We start from the raw sequence: 20,193 nt of genomic DNA on the forward strand, positions 1-20,193 counted from the left end.
ATCGGCCGAATCACGGCTACAGTTTTTGAACTCCCCCTCGCCCTCCCCAGACCATGGTCATGGGCCTGCTCATGCCCGTTTTCCGGCCAATGGGGCTTGCCGACGCGACGGGCATTCCACGCACGTACTCCCACCCGAATCGGGGTTCCTCTTTGCCTTTTTCCCTGCACCAGGGCGACGCGCTGAGCGTCCTGTCCAAGCTCCCGGACGACTGCGTCGACGCCGTCATCACTGACCCGCCGTACAACTCCGGTGGGCGCACGGCGAAGGAGCGCACCAGCCGCTCCGCCAAGCAGAAGTACACCTCCGCCGACGCCAAGCACAGCCTGGCCGACTTCACCGGCGAGAACATGGACCAGCGCTCTTACGGGTTCTGGCTGACGCAGATCATGACGGAGGCCCACCGCCTCACCAAGACCGGCGGTGCGGCGCTGCTGTTCACCGACTGGCGCCAGCTGCCCATCACGACGGACGCGATCCAGGCGGCCGGCTGGCTGTGGCGCGGCGTCCTGGCCTGGCACAAGCCCCAGGCCAGACCCCAGAAGGGACGCTTCACCCAGAACTGCGAGTTCATCGTGTGGGCGTCGAAGGGCGCCATCGACGGCTCCCGCAACCCGGTCTACCTGCCGGGCATGTACTCCGCTTCACAGCCGTCGGGCTCCCAGCGGCAGCACATCACGCAAAAGCCCGTCGAGGTCATGCGCGAGTTGGTCAAGATCTGTGCGCCCGGCGGCACAGTCCTCGATTTCTGCGCTGGCTCCGGATCCACCGGCGTGGCCGCCCTGCTCGAAGGCCGGGACTTCATCGGCGTGGAGAAGACCGAACACTACGCGTCCATCGCCGCCGACCGGCTGACGAAAACGATCCGTCAGACCCTCGGCCAGGAGGACGTGGTCCTCACCGCCTGACTCCACCGCCCCGCCACATACGAATCCGTGTCGACCGCCGCATTCGGTCGGTGCACTGCCGGATAGTTCCTGTCCCCATTTCCGCGGCACTCAGGAGGTTACTTCTCTCATGTCCGAATCCATCGACCCCCCGGCTGACGGAGAACTGGAGCCGGTGCGGATCCCGGACACGCAGCTGGAGGGGATCGAAGCCAGTGTCCGTCGGCTGATGGAACAAACCGCAGAACAGGCCCGGCAGTTGGATCACCTCGCCTCCGCTCCGCCCGCAGCTTCGCCGTTTGCGGCGTTCGGCATGCCGGGGTTCGGTGGATCCCCGGCACCGGCTGCGCCGGAGCCTCGTCCCATCCTGGAGCTGGAGGGCGAGGCGTACGAGGACGAACTCGACGCCCTGTCGGACTGGGTCGACGACTTCCTCTTGCCGATCTACGGGGCGGAGGTCACCACGGCGGCGCCCTGGTGCCTGCAATGGCAGGAGCACAGCGACGTCGTCGCCTGGCTGCACGCCCTGTGGCTGGCCTACCAGCAGCACAAGGACCCCGAGGCGGGCCTGGCCGGCATGTTTGTCTGGCACCGCGACTTCCTCACCCACGCCATGGCCGCGATCCGTGCACCTGGCGGCCCCCTGTCCGCCTGCATGACCTCCCCGGACCGTCCCGCGCACCGTCTCCTTCCCGGACCGCCCCCCTCGGCCCGCGCGGAGAAGGAGTCCGCCGCGGCGGAGGCGTCCGGGCCTGGGGAGTACGGGCTGACGGCATGAGCGAGGGGCAGCAGCCGGCTTTCGGCCTGAGCTTCGATCCCCGTGCCCTGAACGACCTGCTCCAGGCGCCATCCGACATCCGCGATCTCACCCTCGCCTATCTGCAGGAAGTGGTGAACGCCGAGCGCTTCGGGCTCCGCCTGACTGGTGACCTGGAGGGCTACCGCAAGCTGTTCGTGGACGCTCGCAAGGACTGGCGGGTCGTCTACGGCATCCGCCCGGCGCCCGAGTCGTCGGCGCACCGGCGGGAGATCCACGTGGTCGCCGTACGGCCGCGGCCGGGCAACGACGTCTACGACGAGGTCGGCCGCCGCCTGGGAATGACCCGCCGACCGCTCAGCGCCCGCACCCACGCGGCACGCGCCCGTTCCCCGCAGCTGGTCACCCGCGGTCCCGTACCCAGGCCGGCACCGCTGCCGTCCGCCATGCCGGGCCTGCCCCGCCCCGCGCAGAGCCCCTCCCCGCTTCACACTCGCTGACCACAAGGAACCGCCTATGCCCCCTGATCCGGCGCCCACGGCTGCCCGCCGCGCTGTGTCCCCGCTCGACCCTCGCATCGAGGCAGCCACCGGCCACGACGTCGACACCCTGTGGGCCCACCGCGACCGCGGCATCCTCGACCAGGAGCGCACCGAGCTGGTCGACCGACATCGGGAACTGGCCCAGGCCGAGACCGGCGTCACGTTCTACCGCACCCTCCTGCACCGGCTGTCCTCCGGGGAGTTCCCCGTCGATGCCGCTTTGTTCGAGCGGATCGACCGCACCGTGGACCAGCTGGAGGAGGCCGCCGCATCCCGCGACGCCGCCATGCGGCGGGTGCCCGACGCGCTGGAGCCGATCGAAGCCGCCGCGCGATCAGCACAACGTGGCGGCGAGGCGCAGATCACCGCGGCTGATCAAGCGGCGCTGCTGGCCATCGCCGGCGGCGCCAAGCTCTACGAGCATCTCCTGACCGGCCGGCTGTCCGTGACCACCGCCTCAGGCACCCGCGTCCCCTACGCCGAGCTTCAGCGGCTCCAGTCCGCCAGTCTCGTCGCCCTCGATACCAGCCATCCCGTCCAGGCCGGCCAGCCGGTCAGTCTGACCGACGCCGGCCGTGCCGCGCTGACCGCTAACCGCCGTACAACGCAAGCGTCGTTGCCCACGGCGCGACCAGGGGCATGGCCGTCCGCACCGGCACAGCGACGCTGAGCTGAAAGACCGCATGCCCACCCACGAACCATCCCCACCCGCCGACCGGGACCTGTCCCCTTCCCTGAGCTTCCGGGTGGACGACCTTGACGCCGACGAGCAGATCAGCGCGGCATTCTTCCGTCTCGTCAGCGTTCACAAGGACATGCTCGTCTCCCTCGCCGAGCACCACAGCGCCGATGGCGCCCGCAGCTTCTACGTCCTGTACGACGGCTCGGCCACCTGGGACCACCCAGGTGTGCCGCAGTACGTAGCTCTCCACCTGCAACGAGACCTGGAGAGACGCACGTTCAGTTTCGAGCGGGCCACGTTGCCTCTTTCCTCGATGGCGCAGTCCTGGCTGATCCGCCGCGGCTGTCCGCCCGAGTTCCTCACGCTCGATCCCGAACGGGGCACAGCGCCGGCCGACGAGGCGACGCAGGCCCTGGAGCAACGGCTCATGAGAGACGGGGACCACTACGCGCTCGGCTGGTCCCACACCCAGGACGACCCGGACGACTGGCTCACGCTCGCGGTGTTGCGGGCCCTGGACGAGCGCGCCCCCTCCCCATTCCGCGTCGTAGTCGAGGACGTCGACATCGAAGCGGGAACGCACACACTGCGCGAGGGCGGCTTCGATTCGGTCGAAGAAGCCTTGCAATGGTGCGATGACCGCCTCGGTGGCGTAAGTAAGGCTCTGCCGCCGGTCCGCCCGGTGCCATCCCGCCCTGCTCCTGCGCCGAAACCGGCGTCCTCCCGGCCCTCTGGCCGCTCACGCTGAAGCCCCGTTTTCCCGTCGGCGCGGCGAAACATAGCCGATGATCGCCGGTTGGCCAAACCGGCGATTCTCCGGACTCTTATACGGCCGCCGGGAGCACCCCGGGTTCGGCACTCCCCAGCATTCCTTTTCCCTCGTATGGAGGTTCTTTCCGCATGCGCGCAACCCGCATTGCCGTATCCGCTGCGATCCTCGGCGCCCTCGCCCTGCCGATCGCGTCGGCGACCACCGCCACGGCCGCCCCGAGCAGCGCCCTGACCTCCCAGTCCTGCAACGACCCCGGTCCGTGGGTCATCGGCACGAAGGCCGTGACCATCCGCTCCAAGGCGTCGGCCAAGTCCACCGCCGTGGGCATCCTGTACCGCGGGCATAAGTTCACCGTCCACAAGACCAGCGGCAACTGGCGCTACATCACGGACCGAACGACGGGTGTGAAGGGCTGGGTGTCCGCCACCTACGTCTACCGCGACGTTCGCATGTGCCTCGACTAAGCCGCGCACGCCAGTACTCGACTGTATAGCGGCGCTTTTGAGCGTTCGATTCCCTCCCGGATCTGCCAGTTAGAGGATCCCGGTGTCTACCAAGAGGAGTCTCTCGTGTCTGACGCTCCACTCGATGCGATAGACGATGTCGTGGGCGTGCTCACCGAACAGATCGAAATCCGTTTCGGGATGAGCATGAATCAGTTGAAAGCCGCCGTCGCCGCTGCGCCGACCGCCAACTCGCAGGCCACCGACGTGGTCAAGTGGCACGGCCTTCTCCTCGAATCGCAGGCAGCGCTGGAGCGTGCGGAGGACACCCTCGTGGCCGCGCTGGACGGCCAGCCCAGTGAGGTCGACGACCCGACGATGGAGTTGGCCCATCGCGTCAACGCTGCCGTCACCGCCCGCGACGGGCGGGCCATGGTTGTGCGGTGGCTAATCGACCCGGAGGCCAGGGGCAAGCAGGATCTGGCCGCCCGGCGGCTGGCCCGCTTGCGCGGGCGTCAGGGACCGGCCGTCACCACCAGCCCCCCGCCGAGGCCGGCGACCACCCAGCAGCAGGGAAGGAGCCTTGCGCGGTGAGCGCCCGGCTCAAGCCCAGCTCCGCGGACGACCGGCTGCACCAGGTCTTCGGCGTCCCGGTCTGCGACCTGTACACGGCAGCGGTTCGTCCCGACGCTTCCCCCGCGCTGTGCCGGGCTCTGGAGCTGCGCTCCTTCCTGGCTCTGGCCGAGGAGCAGGTCGCCCGGGTCCGTGACCGTGTACACGCGGCGATGGCCGGGGACCGTGACATGGGCGAACTGTCCGCCGAGGACCTGCGGACGGATGCGCAGTGGCTCGAGGCGGCACTCGATGCCCGCGACGGTTACCGCTTCGCCCTCGATCAGCTCCTCTCGACACCCACGACTGGCAGCAGCTGATGACCCAGGCCCTGTACTCGGCCCGGCTGGAGGCGTGCAAGCCCGACCCGTCCGCCTACCACCATGCCCTTGCGGCCACCGGCGCCCGCAACCCGGAGCGCGTGTTGTTCGTAGACGACCGCGCCGACAACTGCCAGGCCGCTCGCAGCCTGGGGCTGACCGCGCTGCACTACACCGGTCGGCCCGCCGTCCTTGAAGCGGCACTGCTCCCCACGGCGTGAACCGCCCCACCTCACTGTCCAGGATCCTGTGCTACCTCACGACGACACCATCGACGGGGACGTCTACGTCTCCCCGCGCTACCTTGCCCGCGCCACCGCGATCGGCGATCCCGGCCTCGACCCGCTGCGCAACCTCGGTTGGGAACTCCGCCACGACGATCTCGGCAACGCCTACCTGACCGCGCCCGACAGCAAGGTCCGCCTCGGCTACCTCCCCGAGGGCGAGGACGACGGCCTGTGGCGCATCAACGCCTACAAAGACCCCTTCGGCCCGCCCGTCTGGGGCGTGTGCTTCAACGACTCCTGTCCGACGGAGTTCGTCACCGCCTTCACCACCGCGCTCGCCGAGGCATATCAGCAGGGGCCGGACAGCTACCTGGCCAGACCCCTCTCGGGGGACAAAGACCATGACCCCTTCCTCGCGGTCGCACCACTCATCAACCGGGGCTGGCTCATCGACCGGCCCCGCTGGGGCGTCTTCGCCGTCCAGTCACCCGACAAGCTGGCCGGGCTCGAATACACCACCGGCGACCTCGACCCGGAAACCGAGCTGACCACCCGTGGGGCACGCTGGCAGCTGTGGGCCGGCACCTCCATCGACCGGCCCTACTGGTACGCCACTGCCAGCACGGACACCCCCGTGGCTCTGCTCAAGGCCGTCACCGAGTGCGTCTCCGACCCGGCGCCGCTGCCTCGCTGGCGCGAGGACACCTACAGCTACGTCAAGAGCAAGGGCCAGGTCACCTCCATCGTCCCGCCGAGCCCGCCGGCTCCGACCCCGCTCGATGTCCAGCGTGCCGTCACCCGCCGCCCGACCGCCCGGCCCGCTGCCAGCGTCCCGCGCTGGAGCACCACCAGCCGACCCGTGCTGGCCGGGCCACACCGCTGACACCACCGGGAGACCCACATGGCCATGCACGCCCCCGAGTTCTTCGCCCAACTCGACTTGCCCTTCGCCGACAGTGCCGTTGTCGGCGACACCTACTACGCCACCCCCGTACCCGGGGGACCGCTGCGGCTGCGGATCGACTTCAGCCCCACCCAATGGGCCAACGAGTACGCCGGCCTCCGCCTCGCTACCCTCCACCAGGACTGCGGGCAACTGGACGTCACCGTTCTGCGGTTCGCCGATCACGGGACGTTCGATCACCGCGACTCCACGCGCGGCCTTCAGCCGCACAACTCGGGCTACGGCACGTTCAAGGAGTTCAAGGACCGACCCGACTGGGTGCCGTGGGAAGGGGCCCACACAAACGGCCTGCGTGATGCGATCGAGCAGTACAGCGCTGTGTGGTTCCCCGGTACGTGGCCGGCACCCGCCCTCAGCCGAGCCGCGGGCCGGACGGCGCGGCCGGTCCCGTCGCCGGCGGCTCAACGCAGCGCCGCGAGGGCCCGCTGACCACGAAATTCCCACAGACAGGATCCCTTTCTGTTGCCCGACCCCTTCGAAGACCCCGACCGTGATCAGACGGTGCGCGTTCTGCCCCGCCACCTGGCGGGTCCCGGCTCGGTCGACTTCCGAGCCATCTGGCCCTTCCCCTTCGACGACGACTGGTCCCTGCATCAGCCTTCAAAGGAGGAAGGGGCGGTCGCGTGCAGCCCGTGCCTTCGGCTCCGTACCGGCTACGTCCCCGACCCCAACAGGCGGGGCCACATGCAGTGGATCACCGCCGCACACCGCGACCCCTTCGGCCCGGCCACCTGGCAGATCACCTCTGACGCCACCACGCCGGTCGAGCTGCTCGGCGACGTGCACAGCGAACTACTCGACCTGTACCTCGAAGGCCGACACAGCGACAAAGATCATCTGTTCCAGTCCCAGACGTCAGCGCAGGAGGCGTACGTCCCGCTGCTCGCCCACGGCTGGAGGCACACGATCAAGACCGACGGCACCCAGACCTTCCTCGCCCCAGACGCCCTGAGCGGGATGCAGCACCAGTACGACAGGACCCCCAGCTCCGACCTCGCGCCGTCCTGGCGGATCTGGGGCGGCCTGCCGGCCAACCCTGACTGGCGCGTGCAGTTCTCACCATCAACCCGCGTCGCGCTGGTCGCAGCGTTCACCGCCTCCCTGCTCTCCACCGAACCGCTAGAGCGCACCGTGAAGGACATCCCTTCTTCACGCGCCACCACGTCTCCATAGCGACCACAACGGCCAAGCAGAACGAGCCCTTTCCCCCGGTCGCTACGCCGCCTCCAAGACTGGCTATGAGCCGAACCCGCTAACGCCAGTACCCGCCACCAAGGAGCCCCTTCTTCGTGCACCCCCGTACCGTCCGCGGCACCGTCCGCTCCACGGCCATCGCCGCCGCAGTGGTCGGCACCCTTACCTGGGCACCGGCAGCGACCGCACAGCCCTCCCAGCCGACGCCCTCCAGCACCACCCTCACCGAGACCCTGGCACCCGATGCCGGAAGTGTCGCGCTCACCACGAAGGACCCGGCCGGGGACGTTGTCCAGGGCGCCTCATATCTGCTTCTCGACGCCACGGGCCAGGAGGCCGGGCACGGCACAACCGACGCACAGGGAACGCTGACCTTCCCCGGCCTCGCCCCGGGCGTCTACCGGCTGAAGGAGACCGCCGCCGGCAGCCCCCTCTATGACGTCGTCGCCGACCAGGACGTGATCGTCACACCCGGCGGCACAACCCGCCTGGCCATCGTCGCCCCGTTCAAGCCCGGCCACGTCCTGCTCCAGGCCAAGGACGACAAGACCGGCAAGCTCCTGCCCGGCGCCACCGTGAACATCGGCAGCGGCGACACGATCCTGCTCACCCTCACCACCGGGCCCAAGGGAACGGCCACCGGTGACCTGCCGGTGAGCAGCCGGAAGGCCGAGTTCTGGATCAAAGAGACCAAGGCTCCCGCCGGATACGACCTCTACACGCGCACCAAGACCTTCACCGCAGGCCCAGGCGACCCGGTCACCGTGAACGTCACCAACTCGAAGCGTTCGACTTCGTCGAACCCCCCGACCAAGAAGCCCACCCACACCCCGTCCGCACCAGGGGACGAGCCGACCAGCGGAACCTCCGGCGGATCCGGACCCAACCCGGCCACCTCCGGCACACCCGAAACCGCACCTTCGACCGCCCCGGTGCAGGACGCGACCGATGATCCATCGCCCACGGCCTCGGTCGGTTCTCTGGCCCACACCGGAGCCGACGCCAGCCCGTGGCTCCTGGGCGGCGCGGGACTCCTTGTCGCCGGTGGCACCACCGCCGTCATTGCCGCTCGGCGACGAGCCAGGACCGACAGTGAGGAAACCCCTGCCGACAACTGACCACAGCTGAGCACAGAGCCCAATTGCCCCCGGAACCCTCGCGGACCGGGGGCTCTCGGCTGTTCAGCCCACCTGTGGGGCGGTGGCTTACACCAGGCGCCTTGGAAGAGCACCGGAAGTCGGCGCGCTATGGGTTGATCGGCGCGTTCATCCCTTCAACGAGGAACTCCCGGGCGCCGCGTAGGCAGGTGACCAGCTCCGCTAGGTCGCGCGGCAGTCGAGGCGGATGTTGAGCCCACCAGGAATCCCTGATTCGCTGCGCCGTCCCGCCCGCAGCTTGGAGATGTTCAGCCCATCGCGGCGGGCGATGATCGCGAACTGGTCGTACTTGCCGGTGAGCGACTTTCGTTCGAGGCTCTCCAGCGGCGTGCGGCCTCCGGGGGGCGGACCGCTGCCCGGCTTGCCGGGGAGTTGCCGGCTCACTTCGTTGTGTTCGACGCCGTTCAGATCGATGGGCGTGAACTTTTGCGGACGCCGTCGTTGAGCGACGTGCCTGCCTGGAGGCCATGTTCATCGAGCACCGCCTGAGTGCCCCCTGGAGGCTGTGTCTGGAGACGACCGACGTTGTCCTCGCGCAGGAGTGGCTTATCTCCCGGACCCAGGTTCCCGGCATCGAGGGCCTCGTGACCGAAGTAGTCAGCAGCGCTACCTCCCCCCGGTACCCGAGCCCTCATGACGGTGCGCCGCCGGGACACGACGGAGGAAATGCCTCGATTCGATGCGGGTGCCATACCATCCGCACGATGACCGGGGTGTTGCGGTCCGCAGATAGCGGACCGGCGCGTGGAGAATATCGACAGAATTCTTGTGTGCTGCCATCCAATCGAGGTAGTTGACATCGAACCTAGTCGTCTTGTCCAGAGGCTGAGGCCGCCGAGTCGACAGGAAGCCATACTCACAGACAATCACACCCTGGATCGGCTTTCTCTAGTCGCTTAGAAGTCGAACTAGCTTCTGGAAGTGGTTATCTTTCTCTGTGAGCTCTTCGATGTCAATCTGGGCCGCACGGACACGCAACTCGTTCGGCCTCATCGTACTTTTCGCCTCACGCTTGGAAGCGAAACCCAACCATCTCTCGCTCCAGGGGCCTGCGATAACTCCCTCTAGTCGCCCTGCAACGTATATGACTGCATCAGGTAGCTGCTCTGCGGCACTTGCTAGATCCGTGAAGATCACGACAGGTCCGACGCGAGATTCCGAAGCGGCCAGTGCAACGTTCGCAAGTCCCATGGAGCCCTGTGACTGAATTACGGTCAACTTTCGTGTCTTGATTCCCTTGGAAAGGAGATTCTCTGCGATTCCACGGATAAACAACTCGTCGCGCATCCCTTCCACTACCACGGTGAGAGGTTTGTCGCTAGGTTTAATCGTTGCAACGTAGGGAACGAATACCTCCCCCAGCTCAGCTGCCAGGCGGAGCTTGTGTCGGAGAACGTTCCCGAACCCGTGTGTCGCGGCGGCGAAAACGTCATCACGATCAAAAAGGAGCACGTTCAAATTTTTACCTACGCGTAAGGCGTCGACGGCATCAGGGCTGTATTCTGACATGGAAATGAAGATGCCAATTGTTCCAACGAGCTTGCCGTCTACCTTTCCTTTGAACTGGTAGATGGCGGACGCGGGAACCTGGTCTTTCCACCACTTCGCCTCGACTAGGTGAAAGCGTCCCTCATACATAAAGGAACCATCTATCTCTTCCCCTGCAGGTCGAAACGATGTCCTCGGAAACATCCCCTCCGCTGCGAGGAGCCTGTTCAGCCATTCTTCGAATTTGCGCCCCCGTGTCTGAGGTGTCATTCCCTGATCAAGCTTGGCTAGGTTCTCTAGTTCTTCACGTGGCGTCACAGGCGGAACACTACGAGCCTTTGGGGCCAGACCGCAGGCGTAGTTCGGAAAAGGTAGGTGTCCTCCATCGTCACCGCTGTCGAGGAGACTGCCCCGTCACCCCGTCACCCCGTCACCCCGTCACCCCGCCGGGTCCGCAGCGGTCCGCCCCGACTTTGGTGGGCGTACGCACGGTCAGATGCACAAGTCGATGGGGCTCGATGGCATCCGCCCCTCCATTGCATGACAGAAGACAGTTTCGCCTGGGGCAGACAGGAAAGATCCGCGAAAGACTGGCCACCACTCTCAGCGGCATGTCAACGTAGACGACCTTCCCGCAAAACTGCCAGGTCAGAAAGGTGATGACGCGGGACGGTCGACCGCTAGCCGCTTCTCCCGAAGTTCCTTCAACGTGAGACGCCGGCTGGCACGCTGCGTCGCCCCCGTCCCAGAGGTGCCGGAGCCGCCCGACGCGTGCAGCGCGCCCGAACTCCAGGGCTCCGCCTGCTGGCTGGCCGCCCATCCCCATGCAAGGAGGCTGTCCGTGCCGTCTACGGAAATGACCGTTGGAGATCTCATCGACCTGCTGTCCGCCTGCGACCGCGACGCCCCGGTCCGGCAGGCGATCAACCCGTTCTTCCCGATGGAGCACCGCCTCGCCCAAGTCGTCCAGTCCCTGAACGCAGCCGGGCAGACGGTCGTCCATCTCGCCGAGGGCAGCGATGAGCACAGCCAGCTCGGTGTCCTGCCGCCCGAGGTAGCCGTGACGCTGGCCTGGCAGTCTCCCGTCCAGCCACCGCGTCGGCCCCGCCGCACGGCTCGCGGCGGCCAGTAGATCCTCATCATCCTGGAGGTACCCCTGAATCCCGACTTCCCCCTCGACCCCGCCGCACCCGATCGGACCCAGGCCGCGCACTGGGTGGGCCCCCGCCACCTGGCCGGCGACGACGGACGGCTCTACGACACCGTCGCCGACACCCTCACCGGCCTTGGCTGGATGAGCCTGACGATGGTCCGCGGCCGGCAGGAGCCGGACGAGGCGCCGGAGGACCGACAGGTCGTACGCAGCACCGTCCTGCACCTCAGCCCCGACACCCTCCGATGGGCCCAGTGGGTCCTGGCGGACGAGCCGTTCCTGCTGGGGGACCTGCCAGTCGCCTGGCAGGTGTCGGCTCGCACGGACACGGCCAGTCCGCTCGCGCAGTGGTCCGCGTACTTCACCCCCGACGTCCCCGGAGAGGCCGTCGTCGACTTTCTCGTCGCTCTCGACGCACGGCAGCGCCCGGCCGAGAAGTTCGGCGGGACCGAGCTGGTCCTCGACGCTGTCACCACTCACGGCTGGCTCCTCGACATCGACCAGCCCCGTGCGGGAGCGATGGACGCGACCTTCACCTCCCACATCAGCTACGGCACGGTGCCAGCCCTCATTCAGGACGCCGACCCGCGCACCCTGACCGACAACACCGCGACGAGCCTGGACGGGTGGCAGGCATGGGCCGAGCCAGTGCTCGGCGCACGATGCCTGTGGGCGGCGTCGTTCAGCTCCAGCGTCCCGCACGACCTGGTCGCCGCCTTCGCAGGCTCGATCAGTTCCACCGCGCCAGTCCTGCGCCGGGTGCTCCCCGCGAGCACCGAAGACCGGCTCCTGCGCGCCCCGGCCATCTGACGCCACGCATCCCGATCAACTCCAGGCGGCAGTCAGGAGACCGAGGCTGCAGAATCACACGTGCGATCAGTGGGATCAGCAGAGCATCATGCCGGGATGGGCCACTACTCCTACCTCCAGATCGGCACCGCCAGGGCGCTCCTCTGCCGCGAAAGCTATTACCGCGACCTGGCCGCTCTGTTCGTCGAAACTGACTGCTACCGCCGGAAGGAGACGGCCGAAGACTGGGGCGCCGAGGGGCAGTACGGCTACGAAGCCTCGATCCGCGAGATGTCCCAGCGCCTGGAGACGCAGGGCATCACGCCATTGGTTGCCCTGGCCGATCTGGCCGAGGGTTTGGGTAAGTGGACCGAGCAGCCCGCCGGTGGAGAGGGCCCGCAGAATCCAGAGCTGGCTCCGCCGGACATCGAGCAGGTTGAGCGAGATGTTCGGTTCTTTCTCAGCTCCGATCTCGAAACTCTCCCCTACTCCGAGTTCAAGCGAGTGAGCGACAGCGGTGTGCTCATCGACTTCCTGCACTGGTACATGGACACCCGGAGTCTGGTACGTCTACTGCTGCACTGGGCGCCGGACCAGAACGCAAGGATCGCGCTCGACCTGAGCGAGCTGACCGGATGCTGTGTAGAGCTCGACCCCACGAAGCCCTATGCCAGCCAGGCGCGGGCAGAGCAATTGGCGGTCGCAACAACCAACCTTCCGCTGGTCGTGATCACAGAAGGTTCCACCGACGCGCGGCTCCTCTCGGAGGGTATGAAGGTGACCCATCCTCACCTGGTGGATTTCATCAGGTTCTTCGACTACGGGGCTGGCTCCCGGCCGCGCGGCGGCGCTGACGCCCTTGCTGAGGTCTTCAAAGCGTTCGTTGCCGCTGGGATCGGGAACCGATTCGTCGCCATCGCGGACAACGACGCCGCCGCCCACGAGAAGCTTCTCGCTCTCAAGAAGAACCGCTGGCCGCCGACGTGCCGGATTCTGCACTACCCCACCCTCCCCCTGCTTCAGGCGTACCCCACCTACGATCCCGCCACCGGCATTTCCGCACCCGCAGACGTCAACGGTCAGGCCGGCAGCTTGGAGTTGTACCTCGGGAAGGACACCCTCACTGACACGAACGGCGACCTGATGCCCGTTCACTGGAAGGCGTTCGAGCCGAAGACTGGCCTGCGCCAAGGGACGCTGAGCGGTCCGGGCAAGAAGGCTGCGCAGAAGAGGTTCGAGGCGAAGCTCAAGGCGGCCCGCTCCGGCCAGGCGGTGGGCATCGAGGACTGGAGCGGCATCAGCGCGATCATCGAGTCGATCATCCGCGCGTTCCAGTGACCGGCTCGCTGTCGGCTGACCAGGCTTACTCCAGTCCCCTCAGGCCGTCTCGGACGCTCTGACGCTCGGCTTTCCCCGCGCTCCAGTGTCCGCTGGTGGACAAGAGGGTCGCGGTGGGATTCGACGGCCTGGCGCACGATGGTGGCCAGGATGTCCGGAGGCATTGCCTCAGCTGGGTGGTGGCGGTGCCAGAGAACGAGCGACGGTCGGTGGTCTTGGGTGGGGACGGTCGTACAGGGCTCCAATTGTCAGGCGACGGTGCCCCGTCCCGCCAGGAACGCGCGGGGCGGGGCACCGAGCAGTGGGAGTTTCAGCGGCCTGCGGTTGCCTTGGTGAGGGCCTTGTCGAGGTGCCGGTCGACGAGAGCGGGCGAACCGGAAACGACCACGAGGACGTTCCCGTCGCGGATCGCGGTCTGCTTCACCACCCTGTCGTGTCCGCCGGCGGAGAAGGCCAGCAGCTGGCTCCACTGCTCCTCGCCGAGGTGGGGCGATGCCGTCTTCTGGGTGGCGATGTCAACGGCGGAGCCGCCGACGAGGATTTGGTACTCGGGGCACCCGGCCATGGCGTCGAAGACCTCGACCATGCCGTCGGACAGCTTGGCGGGCGTGTCGCTGTACAGCTCCTCCGAGACTTCGGAGTCGCTGTGGCCGGAGTAGGTGAAGGAGGTCTTCGCCTGGCGGGGGAAGTCGAGCGATCCTCCGGTGGCCGCCTCGCCGCCGAGGTCGGAGAGGGCAGGGCAGCCGAGAACGGTGACGTCGTCATGCCGTGCAGGGAGCTCGGCCTTGCGGGTGTAGCCGCTGCCCAGGTCGCTCTCGTCGAGCAGGCGGGCGGTGAGTGCGGCCGACGACAGTGGGGTGCTGTTCACCTCATTGACGGCCGGGCTGCCGGAGGCGGCGGAGGACGACGGTGCAGGAAGTGCCGCGCTGTGGGGCGAGCAGGCGGGCAGGGCGAGCAGGGCAACGGCGGTGATGCCGACGGCGGTGGTGGCGACGCGAACGCGCACGACTTGACCCCTTGGTTCTGGGAGAAGGTTGGGCAGTGCGGGCCAGCGGGCCCTGTGGGGTCGTAGGGGTATAGGGGTCAGTGGCCGAGGTGGCGCAGGCAGTCCTCGAACGTGGCGTGCGTGGCATCGACCGGCGCGGAGTTCCGGTTGTACCAGGCCGTGTCCAGGCGCCTCTCCTGCTGCTGGTGACCGGCGCGGCAGCGCAGCCAAATCTCATCTTGGGTCGAGATGATGATCCAGTCCCGGTACGCGCCGCACTCCGCGCAGGTGACGACCTCGCCGTCCAGGACGAGAGGCCGCAGCCAGGGCATCATCCGGCCGGCGACCTGGTCGTGGCTCGGGACCCGCAGATCCGGCGGCAGGAAGTCGTCCACCTCGGCCACTGGCTCGGACAGCTGCACGCCAGGCTGCGGCATCGGAGGCGTGGGGAGGGGCATGCGCTGCCACATCTCCCACATCTCCTCGTGCCGGCGCTGCATCTCGATGTCGAACGCATCCGGCTTGCGGCGGCGTATCCGATCAAACACGCTGGCTCCTCCTGCGCCTCGTCCTGCTCGCGTCATGATCGTCCTCGAAGGCATGTGACCTGTTCAACTCGCAAAGTCCACAGTCACGACCGGCCTCGCCGGGCGGTGGTCCGGCCCTGCTCCGCGCGTCCGGTGCGGCTGGTCAGGTGCTCCGTCCCGCGGTCGGCGGTCACGGCATTGCTGGTGTCGGCGGGCAGGTCGGCACTACGGCGCAGGCGCCAAACCAGCACGTCGCTGACGGATTCCGCGGTGTCGAGTTCCCTGCGTCCGGCGGCATCGGCGAGGAGCGCGGTGGCGTTGTGGCCGGCGGCTTCGGCGTCGGCGAGGGTGGCTGCGAGCGCGTACCAGCCGGGCTCGGCCAGGACCTGGTCCGCCAACTCCGGCACAGCCTCACGCAGCACGGCCGTCTGCCGCTGCAGGAGAGGGTGGCCCAGGCGCCGGCCGCGCTGGTAGAGGGCGCCCAGCGGCTGGGCGGCGGCGGCCTGGTAGGCGGCACGAAGGTGTTCGGCGGCTTGACGGGCGGAGGCAGCTTGCTGAGCGTGGCCCTTCTTCGCGTGCCAGTGCATGGCCGCGGTGACGAGGAAGAACAACATGTCGATCGCCATCGCGGTGGTTGCCCCGTCCTCCCCGCGGCCGAGCGCGGGCCCGCTGAGGACCAGGTCGCGGGCGGCCTGCCGCAGCGCCCGGTCGTGGCCGCGCTCGGCCCGGAAGTGCGAACGGGAGGCCCGCTCGAAGGCGAGGGCGGCCTCGCGCAGTTGAGTCCGGGTGTGGGCGGCGGAGGTCTTGGCGAGCGCGTCCAGGACCTCGCCGGCCGAGGCGATGTGAGCGGCGGCGACCGCGTCGTCGCCTTCCTCGATGACGATCAGTGCCTGCCATGCCGCGGAGGCAGTGCCGCGGCGCGCGGTGGACGGGGCGCCGGGCGCCGTGCGTGACGGCGCAGCGACTGAACCGCTGGCCTGGTCGTCGTCGGCGGACCAGCGTTCGCGGATGCGGGGCAGCGATAGGTCCGGGGCAAGTCTGGACCCCGAGTAGAAGATGGGTTCGCCGTCCTTGTTGCGGTCGTCGGGCAGCGCGACGGTGTAGCCCAGCAGGTCACCGGAGGGCGCGATCCGCCGCCGGATGAGCAGGCCGGCAGCGGCGAGCCGGTCGAAGAACTCCCTCTCACCGGTGGCTCCGGCCACGGCCCGGCGAACGGTCTCACGCAGTTCCTCGCGCGGGGTGCGTTCCCGCTGCTGTCGTTCGGCCTTGTGGCGCTCGGCGCTGGTCGGCCGCTGGGCGGCGGTGCCGTCCCCGGTGTTGAGCCGCTTGAGGCCGTACTCGGCTTCGATCAGACGGGCTTCGGCCTGAGCGCGTCCCGCGTCGTTGTTCAGGCGGGGCCTACGGCCGTCCTCCCGGACGAGGGTGGCGATGATGTGGATGTGGTCGTCGGCGTGGCGGATGGCCGCCCAGCGGCAGGCGGCGGCGTCGCCGTCGGGGGCGATGCCGGTGGCCGCGACCATGCGCCGGGCGATCTCGCCCCACTGCTCGTCGGAGAGTACGGGGTCCTCTGGCGCGGCACGCACCGACAGATGCCACACATGCTTGGCCGGGCGACGGCTGGGGGCGAGGGCTTCGACCGGCTGGTCGAGGAGCTTCTGCAACTCCGTGTACGTCGCCTGCGGGTCGCGGCCGGGGTCTGGCGCCAGGCTGTCCCAGGCGGCCACGAGGTGCGGGTCGACGTGTTCCTCGTGCGTGCCCGGCCCGTACAGGTAGTACAGCAGCCCGATGGTGCGTGTCCCGCGCTTGTGGACTCTGGGGATCATGCGACGTGGTTCTCGGTGTCCAGGTAGTGCTGGGTGAAGGTCTCCACCCGCTTGGCGGCGCGGTGGACGGCGTCGAGGACGGCTCGGGTGTGCGGGACGTCGGCGCCGGCGTTGGTGGCCTTGGCCACCTGGTTGAGGTTGTTGCCGATCTGGCCGAGGTGCCGGCGTACGGCGAACAGCTCGGTCAGCACTTCTCGTTCGGTGGCGATCTCGGCAGCGGCGCGGTCGAGGTCACGGGCTGCTTTGAGGGCGGCGTAGGCGAGGAAGCTGGCGACGCTCATGCGGCAGGCGGACGCGGCGCGGACGAGGAGCTGGTACTCGTCGTCGTTCATACGGCAGCTGGGCTGACGCATGCGCTTGTGCTCGTCACGCAGGCGCTCGCGCTGGCGCACGTGTGGCTTCGGCGGCGCGGCGTGCTCGCAGTACGCGGTGTGGCACGTGTGCGGCAGCCCCCCTTCTGGATGCGGTCCGCCCTCGGTCGCATCCTGGTGGACCGGCACCTCCCGGTGCCGGTCCGCTCCCGCCATTCCAGAGGCGGGGGAGGCAAGAGCATTGCTCCCGACGGGAGCAATGCTCTTGCGATAACTTGCTCGCCCCCGGACCGAGTTGGGGTCCCGAGCAGGATCCGGGGTGGCGCTGTTCTCGTTCGGGTTCGTCATCGGCTGTCGGGCCTCGCCGTACGGAGCTGCCGCTGGATGGTGGCGGCCAGATCGAGAACGGAGGCCGGTCCGTGCAGGAGCTGGACCGGCCCGTTCGGCACCTGCTGGACGAGCCACTGGCCGGTCGGGACGGGCACCATGGCGTAGACGAGGTGCCGGCGGACCAGGACGGTGGCCCACGCAGCCGCCTCGGTGGCCATGTGCCGCGACGGAGGGTTGGGGTGGGAAACCACGGGATGCCTCTCGGTACGGGGCGGTGGCCCGGGGTGCGCCGGGCCACCAAAGGGGGACAGGGGGAGTGACCTGCTGGTTTGCAGGGTCAGCCGCACTCGGGGCAGCGTCCGACGTGGCCGCTGAGCGCCCGGGCCATCCGCGCCTTCGTTGAAGCGGCGTACGTCGAGCTGGCCTTCGCCGACGGCTTGCCGGCATGCCGCCTGGAGTGGGCGCTCAGATAGCCGATCTCCCGCTCGTATTCCTCACGGATGGCGGCGAACTGCGGGCAGGTCCTCATGGTGTGGTGCTCCTTGTCGTCGTGTTGCTGTTTGGGCTGCGCAGGGCTGCCAGGACCAGGCTGAGTCGGTCGTTTCGGCCGCCGGGGAGCTTCTCGCGGCGGATGATCTCCCTGAGCTGGACTCGAGTCACGGCCGCGTTGCCGTCCCGTTCCAGCAGCGCGGGCACGTGGGGGCGGATCAGCTCGACCAGCTGGTCGATGTCCTGCTCCGGCTCACGCGCCGGACGCTGAGCCTGCGGGCCGCGGGACCGGCTACTGCGTTTGCTCTTCCCCTTTGCCTTGGGGGCCGGCGTCCGGCGCAGGGGAACCTGGGCCCTCCGGTCCCCGGTGGTGTCGGTCACCGTGTCGTTCGGTCCCCGGTCCCCGGTGGTGTCGGTCACCGTGTCGTTCGGTCCCCGGTCCCCGGTGGTGTCGGTCACCGACTCGTCGGTCCCCGGTCCCCGGTGCCATTCAGGGCGTTGTGCAGGCACTTCATCGACCAGGAGGCCGGTCCCCAAGCGGCTCTCGTGCTCCTCACCGGGCTCCGCGTTCACTGCCTTGGTCCCCGGCTCGTGGGTCCCGTGAATCGAGCCTCGGTCCTCGGTCCCCGCCTCGGTCCCCGCTGCCCGGTCCTCGGTCCCGGGGTGCTGCTTGGCGTTCTCGGTGTCTGGTCTCCGGTGAGGTTGCAGTCCCCGGTCCCCGTTCCGAGTGACGACGATGTGGGGACCGTGGTTGGCCGAGCTGCTCTCGGTGCTAGCGGCGGGGACCGTGGTCGCCATCTCGCCGGAGCGCGGTGGGGACCATGGGGAGGGCAGCGGGACGGTGGCGAGCGCGAGCGCGTGTCGGCGGGCGGCAAGCTGGGCCAGCAGCTCGGCTCGCTGGGCGGGGACGGTGGCGACCGAGGCCCGGCCGATCGCTATCGACAGCCGCCGGGTCAGGCGCCGACCCCGTCGACTCTGCCGCTGCTCGGCTGTGAGTTCGGCAAGCCGGGTGGCCAGGGCCACGGCGCGGGCGGTGGCGCGGTCACGGCTGATCTGCGCAGCGTCGCGGTCCCGGGCGGCGATGCCAAGTCGGGACAGCAGGCGCTCGCGTGCTTCTCGCCCGAGAGTGGCGATCAGGCCGTGGGAGGCGGCACCAGGGGTGCGCAGGCGCAGCTCGATGCCCATGGCCAGGTGCCAGAGCATCGCCGCCATCACCGGTCCGACGAAGGCGCGGACAGTGCCTCCTACGGGACCGCTCTCGGCGTAAGCGGGGATCACTTGTACTCCGGTGATGAGCCACACCAAGGTGCCCGGCAGTCCAGGAGCGCCCTGGGTGTTCAGGTTCTGCCGGGCCATCAGGGCGGTGGCGAACAGGCCCAGTTCCGCGGCGGCGAACATGCTGGCGCGTTCGGCCGTGCCGGCGATGTTGAGATAGTCGGCGGCGAAGCGCCAGCTGGTGTCGGCGCTGTAGGCGGTGCAGCCGAGCGCGGCCAGGGCGGCGACCACGACCGCGGCATTGCCGAGTCGTTTCTGCGGGTTCTGTGCCCGTCGCCGGAACGCCCAGCCGACCAGGGCCAGGGCCAGCGCGGCGGCGGGGACGCCGAGGGCGAGCAGGTGGGAGAGGTCGGGGCTCGCACCGAGGGACAGGGAAGGGTGGGTCATGCGGCCTTTCCGAGAGGGGGGTGCGCCGAGGCCGGCGCCACCGGGCGGGTGACGGGCTGCTGTGTGGCGGGCCGGGCGGACCCAGGTCGGCTGGCCTTGCTGGGTGCGGCCTTCCTTTTTGCGTCCTTGCGACGAGGTACGCCGAGGGTGCGGTCGCGGTCGAAGACCTTGTTGGCGGCCTGCCGCAGCAGGTCCCGGGCGTGCTTGGTGCCGATCTGCAGAGCGACGGCGAGCCGGTCGGGGCGCCATCCGCGGACGTAGGCGTGGTCGATGACGACCTGCCGCTCGGCCTCGGTGAGGTGGACGTCGCGGCCGTTGAAGAAGGCGACCACGCGGCTGTAGTCGAGGCGATGGGGCAGTCCCTTGTGCCAGGGTTCGCGTTCTTCAGCGGTCAGCCCGCCCCAGACGCCCTCCTTGAGGTCGTTCTCCAAGGCGTAGTTGAGGCAGTCGCGGCGCACGGGGCACATGGCGCAGAGTTCCTTCGCGTCGGCGATGGCCTCGTAGTCCCGGGGCAGGGGAAAGAAGGTGGCGTCGGCGTCATCGGGGTCCATGCCGTGGCAGGCGCCGTGGGGCTGCCAGCTGGTGTCGCCGATGCCGCGCAGGCCGGTGGCCGGCGTGGTGTGGGTGGTGATGTGGCGCAAGGTGGTCTCCGGTGTGCTGCCGCGCCGGCCGACAGCAGGTCGGCGTGGGTGGACGCGGCGTCGGGCGCCTGCTGCGGCGCGGGACAGGGGCGCGGCAGCA

At 68.7% G+C, this 20,193-nt stretch carries 25 protein-coding genes and 1 pseudogene; 16 read left to right on the forward strand and 10 right to left on the reverse strand.

Annotated features, from left to right (window positions below):
* The first annotated feature begins 152 nt into the window (after positions 1-152).
* The 13 genes and pseudogenes from ABTZ58_RS00240 (at position 153) to ABTZ58_RS00300 (ending at position 8,518) form a co-directional block, all read left to right on the forward strand.
* On the forward strand, positions 153-908 hold the full coding sequence (locus tag ABTZ58_RS00240) for a DNA-methyltransferase (RefSeq protein WP_058082975.1): 756 nt from the start codon (positions 153-155) through the stop codon (positions 906-908).
* A 208-nt stretch (positions 909-1,116) separates the two neighbouring features.
* Positions 1,117-1,665, forward strand: coding sequence for a DUF4913 domain-containing protein (locus ABTZ58_RS00245; protein WP_058084157.1), 549 nt, complete (start codon positions 1,117-1,119; stop codon positions 1,663-1,665).
* Positions 1,662-2,144, forward strand: a complete 483-nt coding sequence (locus tag ABTZ58_RS00250) for a hypothetical protein (protein ID WP_351348520.1) — start codon at positions 1,662-1,664, stop codon at positions 2,142-2,144. The genes ABTZ58_RS00245 and ABTZ58_RS00250 overlap by 4 nt, the downstream gene beginning before the upstream one ends.
* 16 nt (positions 2,145-2,160) lie before the next feature.
* Positions 2,161-2,856 (forward strand): hypothetical protein, encoded by a 696-nt coding sequence (locus tag ABTZ58_RS00255; RefSeq protein ID WP_351348523.1) that lies wholly within the window; start codon positions 2,161-2,163, stop codon positions 2,854-2,856.
* 13 nt (positions 2,857-2,869) lie between these two features.
* Complete coding sequence (locus ABTZ58_RS00260; protein WP_351348526.1) at positions 2,870-3,616, forward strand: hypothetical protein; 747 nt, start codon at positions 2,870-2,872, stop codon at positions 3,614-3,616.
* A gap of 152 nt (positions 3,617-3,768) precedes the next feature.
* Positions 3,769-4,104: an SH3 domain-containing protein gene (locus ABTZ58_RS00265; RefSeq protein WP_203349077.1), complete on the forward strand. Its 336-nt coding sequence runs from the start codon at positions 3,769-3,771 to the stop codon at positions 4,102-4,104.
* A gap of 105 nt (positions 4,105-4,209) precedes the next feature.
* A complete protein-coding gene (locus tag ABTZ58_RS00270; RefSeq protein WP_479132021.1) occupies positions 4,210-4,677 on the forward strand; it encodes a hypothetical protein in 468 nt (155 codons plus the stop codon).
* Positions 4,674-4,994: pseudogene (locus ABTZ58_RS00275) on the forward strand (hypothetical protein); the annotation flags it as partial. The gene ABTZ58_RS00270 and the pseudogene ABTZ58_RS00275, both read left to right, overlap by 4 nt.
* 20 nt (positions 4,995-5,014) lie before the next feature.
* Positions 5,015-5,236 (forward strand): HAD-IA family hydrolase, encoded by a 222-nt coding sequence (locus ABTZ58_RS00280; protein WP_351348529.1) that lies wholly within the window; start codon positions 5,015-5,017, stop codon positions 5,234-5,236.
* Positions 5,237-5,264: 28 nt separating this feature from the next.
* Positions 5,265-6,125, forward strand: a complete 861-nt coding sequence (locus tag ABTZ58_RS00285) for an SPDY domain-containing protein (RefSeq protein WP_351348531.1) — start codon at positions 5,265-5,267, stop codon at positions 6,123-6,125.
* An 18-nt stretch (positions 6,126-6,143) separates the two neighbouring features.
* Positions 6,144-6,635, forward strand: a complete 492-nt coding sequence (locus tag ABTZ58_RS00290) for a hypothetical protein (RefSeq protein WP_351348534.1) — start codon at positions 6,144-6,146, stop codon at positions 6,633-6,635.
* Positions 6,636-6,890: 255 nt separating this feature from the next.
* The gene (locus ABTZ58_RS00295; RefSeq protein ID WP_351348537.1) at positions 6,891-7,379 is read left to right on the forward strand and encodes an SPDY domain-containing protein; all 489 of its coding nucleotides are present in this window, start codon (positions 6,891-6,893) and stop codon (positions 7,377-7,379) included.
* Positions 7,380-7,495: 116 nt separating this feature from the next.
* Positions 7,496-8,518 (forward strand): SpaA isopeptide-forming pilin-related protein, encoded by a 1,023-nt coding sequence (locus ABTZ58_RS00300; RefSeq protein WP_351348540.1) that lies wholly within the window; start codon positions 7,496-7,498, stop codon positions 8,516-8,518.
* A 201-nt stretch (positions 8,519-8,719) separates the two neighbouring features.
* On the opposite strand, the gene ABTZ58_RS00305 is transcribed toward ABTZ58_RS00300, so the two are convergent.
* Positions 8,720-8,941 carry a hypothetical protein gene (locus ABTZ58_RS00305; RefSeq protein ID WP_351348543.1) on the reverse strand — a complete coding sequence of 74 codons (222 nt, stop codon included), beginning with the start codon at positions 8,939-8,941 and terminating at the stop codon, positions 8,720-8,722.
* A 504-nt stretch (positions 8,942-9,445) separates the two neighbouring features.
* Complete coding sequence (locus ABTZ58_RS00310; protein WP_351348546.1) at positions 9,446-10,363, reverse strand: restriction endonuclease; 918 nt, start codon at positions 10,361-10,363, stop codon at positions 9,446-9,448.
* A gap of 523 nt (positions 10,364-10,886) precedes the next feature.
* Here ABTZ58_RS00310 and ABTZ58_RS00315 point away from each other — a divergent pair.
* The 3 genes from ABTZ58_RS00315 to ABTZ58_RS00325 all read left to right on the forward strand — a co-directional run bounded on the left by ABTZ58_RS00315 (position 10,887) and on the right by ABTZ58_RS00325 (position 13,325).
* The gene (locus ABTZ58_RS00315) at positions 10,887-11,177 is read left to right on the forward strand and encodes a hypothetical protein (protein ID WP_351348549.1); all 291 of its coding nucleotides are present in this window, start codon (positions 10,887-10,889) and stop codon (positions 11,175-11,177) included.
* A 12-nt stretch (positions 11,178-11,189) separates the two neighbouring features.
* The gene (locus ABTZ58_RS00320; protein ID WP_351349563.1) at positions 11,190-12,008 is read left to right on the forward strand and encodes an SPDY domain-containing protein; all 819 of its coding nucleotides are present in this window, start codon (positions 11,190-11,192) and stop codon (positions 12,006-12,008) included.
* A 96-nt stretch (positions 12,009-12,104) separates the two neighbouring features.
* The gene (locus ABTZ58_RS00325) at positions 12,105-13,325 is read left to right on the forward strand and encodes a HEPN/Toprim-associated domain-containing protein (protein WP_351348552.1); all 1,221 of its coding nucleotides are present in this window, start codon (positions 12,105-12,107) and stop codon (positions 13,323-13,325) included.
* Between the two features lie 310 nt (positions 13,326-13,635).
* Here ABTZ58_RS00325 and ABTZ58_RS00330 read toward each other — a convergent pair whose 3' ends face one another.
* The 8 genes from ABTZ58_RS00330 to ABTZ58_RS00365 form a co-directional block, all read right to left on the reverse strand.
* Entirely contained in the window at positions 13,636-14,331 is a 696-nt protein-coding gene (locus tag ABTZ58_RS00330; RefSeq protein ID WP_351348555.1) for a hypothetical protein, read from the reverse strand.
* 77 nt (positions 14,332-14,408) lie between these two features.
* Entirely contained in the window at positions 14,409-14,768 is a 360-nt protein-coding gene (locus ABTZ58_RS00335) for a hypothetical protein (RefSeq protein ID WP_381079850.1), read from the reverse strand.
* Between the two features lie 173 nt (positions 14,769-14,941).
* Complete coding sequence (locus ABTZ58_RS00340; protein ID WP_351348558.1) at positions 14,942-16,660, reverse strand: relaxase/mobilization nuclease domain-containing protein; 1,719 nt, start codon at positions 16,658-16,660, stop codon at positions 14,942-14,944.
* Positions 16,657-17,052, reverse strand: a complete 396-nt coding sequence (locus tag ABTZ58_RS00345) for a plasmid mobilization protein (RefSeq protein ID WP_351348561.1) — start codon at positions 17,050-17,052, stop codon at positions 16,657-16,659. Before ABTZ58_RS00345 ends, ABTZ58_RS00340 begins: the two co-directional genes overlap by 4 nt.
* A 263-nt stretch (positions 17,053-17,315) precedes the next feature.
* Complete coding sequence (locus ABTZ58_RS00350; protein ID WP_058083009.1) at positions 17,316-17,519, reverse strand: hypothetical protein; 204 nt, start codon at positions 17,517-17,519, stop codon at positions 17,316-17,318.
* 119 nt (positions 17,520-17,638) lie between these two features.
* Complete coding sequence (locus ABTZ58_RS00355) at positions 17,639-17,830, reverse strand: hypothetical protein (RefSeq protein WP_058083010.1); 192 nt, start codon at positions 17,828-17,830, stop codon at positions 17,639-17,641.
* Positions 17,827-19,452, reverse strand: a complete 1,626-nt coding sequence (locus ABTZ58_RS00360) for a hypothetical protein (RefSeq protein ID WP_351348565.1) — start codon at positions 19,450-19,452, stop codon at positions 17,827-17,829. The genes ABTZ58_RS00355 and ABTZ58_RS00360 overlap by 4 nt, the downstream gene beginning before the upstream one ends.
* Positions 19,449-20,093: a WhiB family transcriptional regulator gene (locus tag ABTZ58_RS00365; protein ID WP_351348568.1), complete on the reverse strand. Its 645-nt coding sequence runs from the start codon at positions 20,091-20,093 to the stop codon at positions 19,449-19,451. The genes ABTZ58_RS00360 and ABTZ58_RS00365 overlap by 4 nt, the downstream gene beginning before the upstream one ends.
* Positions 20,094-20,193 lie beyond the last annotated feature (100 nt).

It is taken from the genome of Streptomyces sp. NPDC094143 (genome assembly GCF_040303825.1).
Classification (GTDB): Bacteria; Actinomycetota; Actinomycetes; order Streptomycetales; family Streptomycetaceae; genus Streptomyces.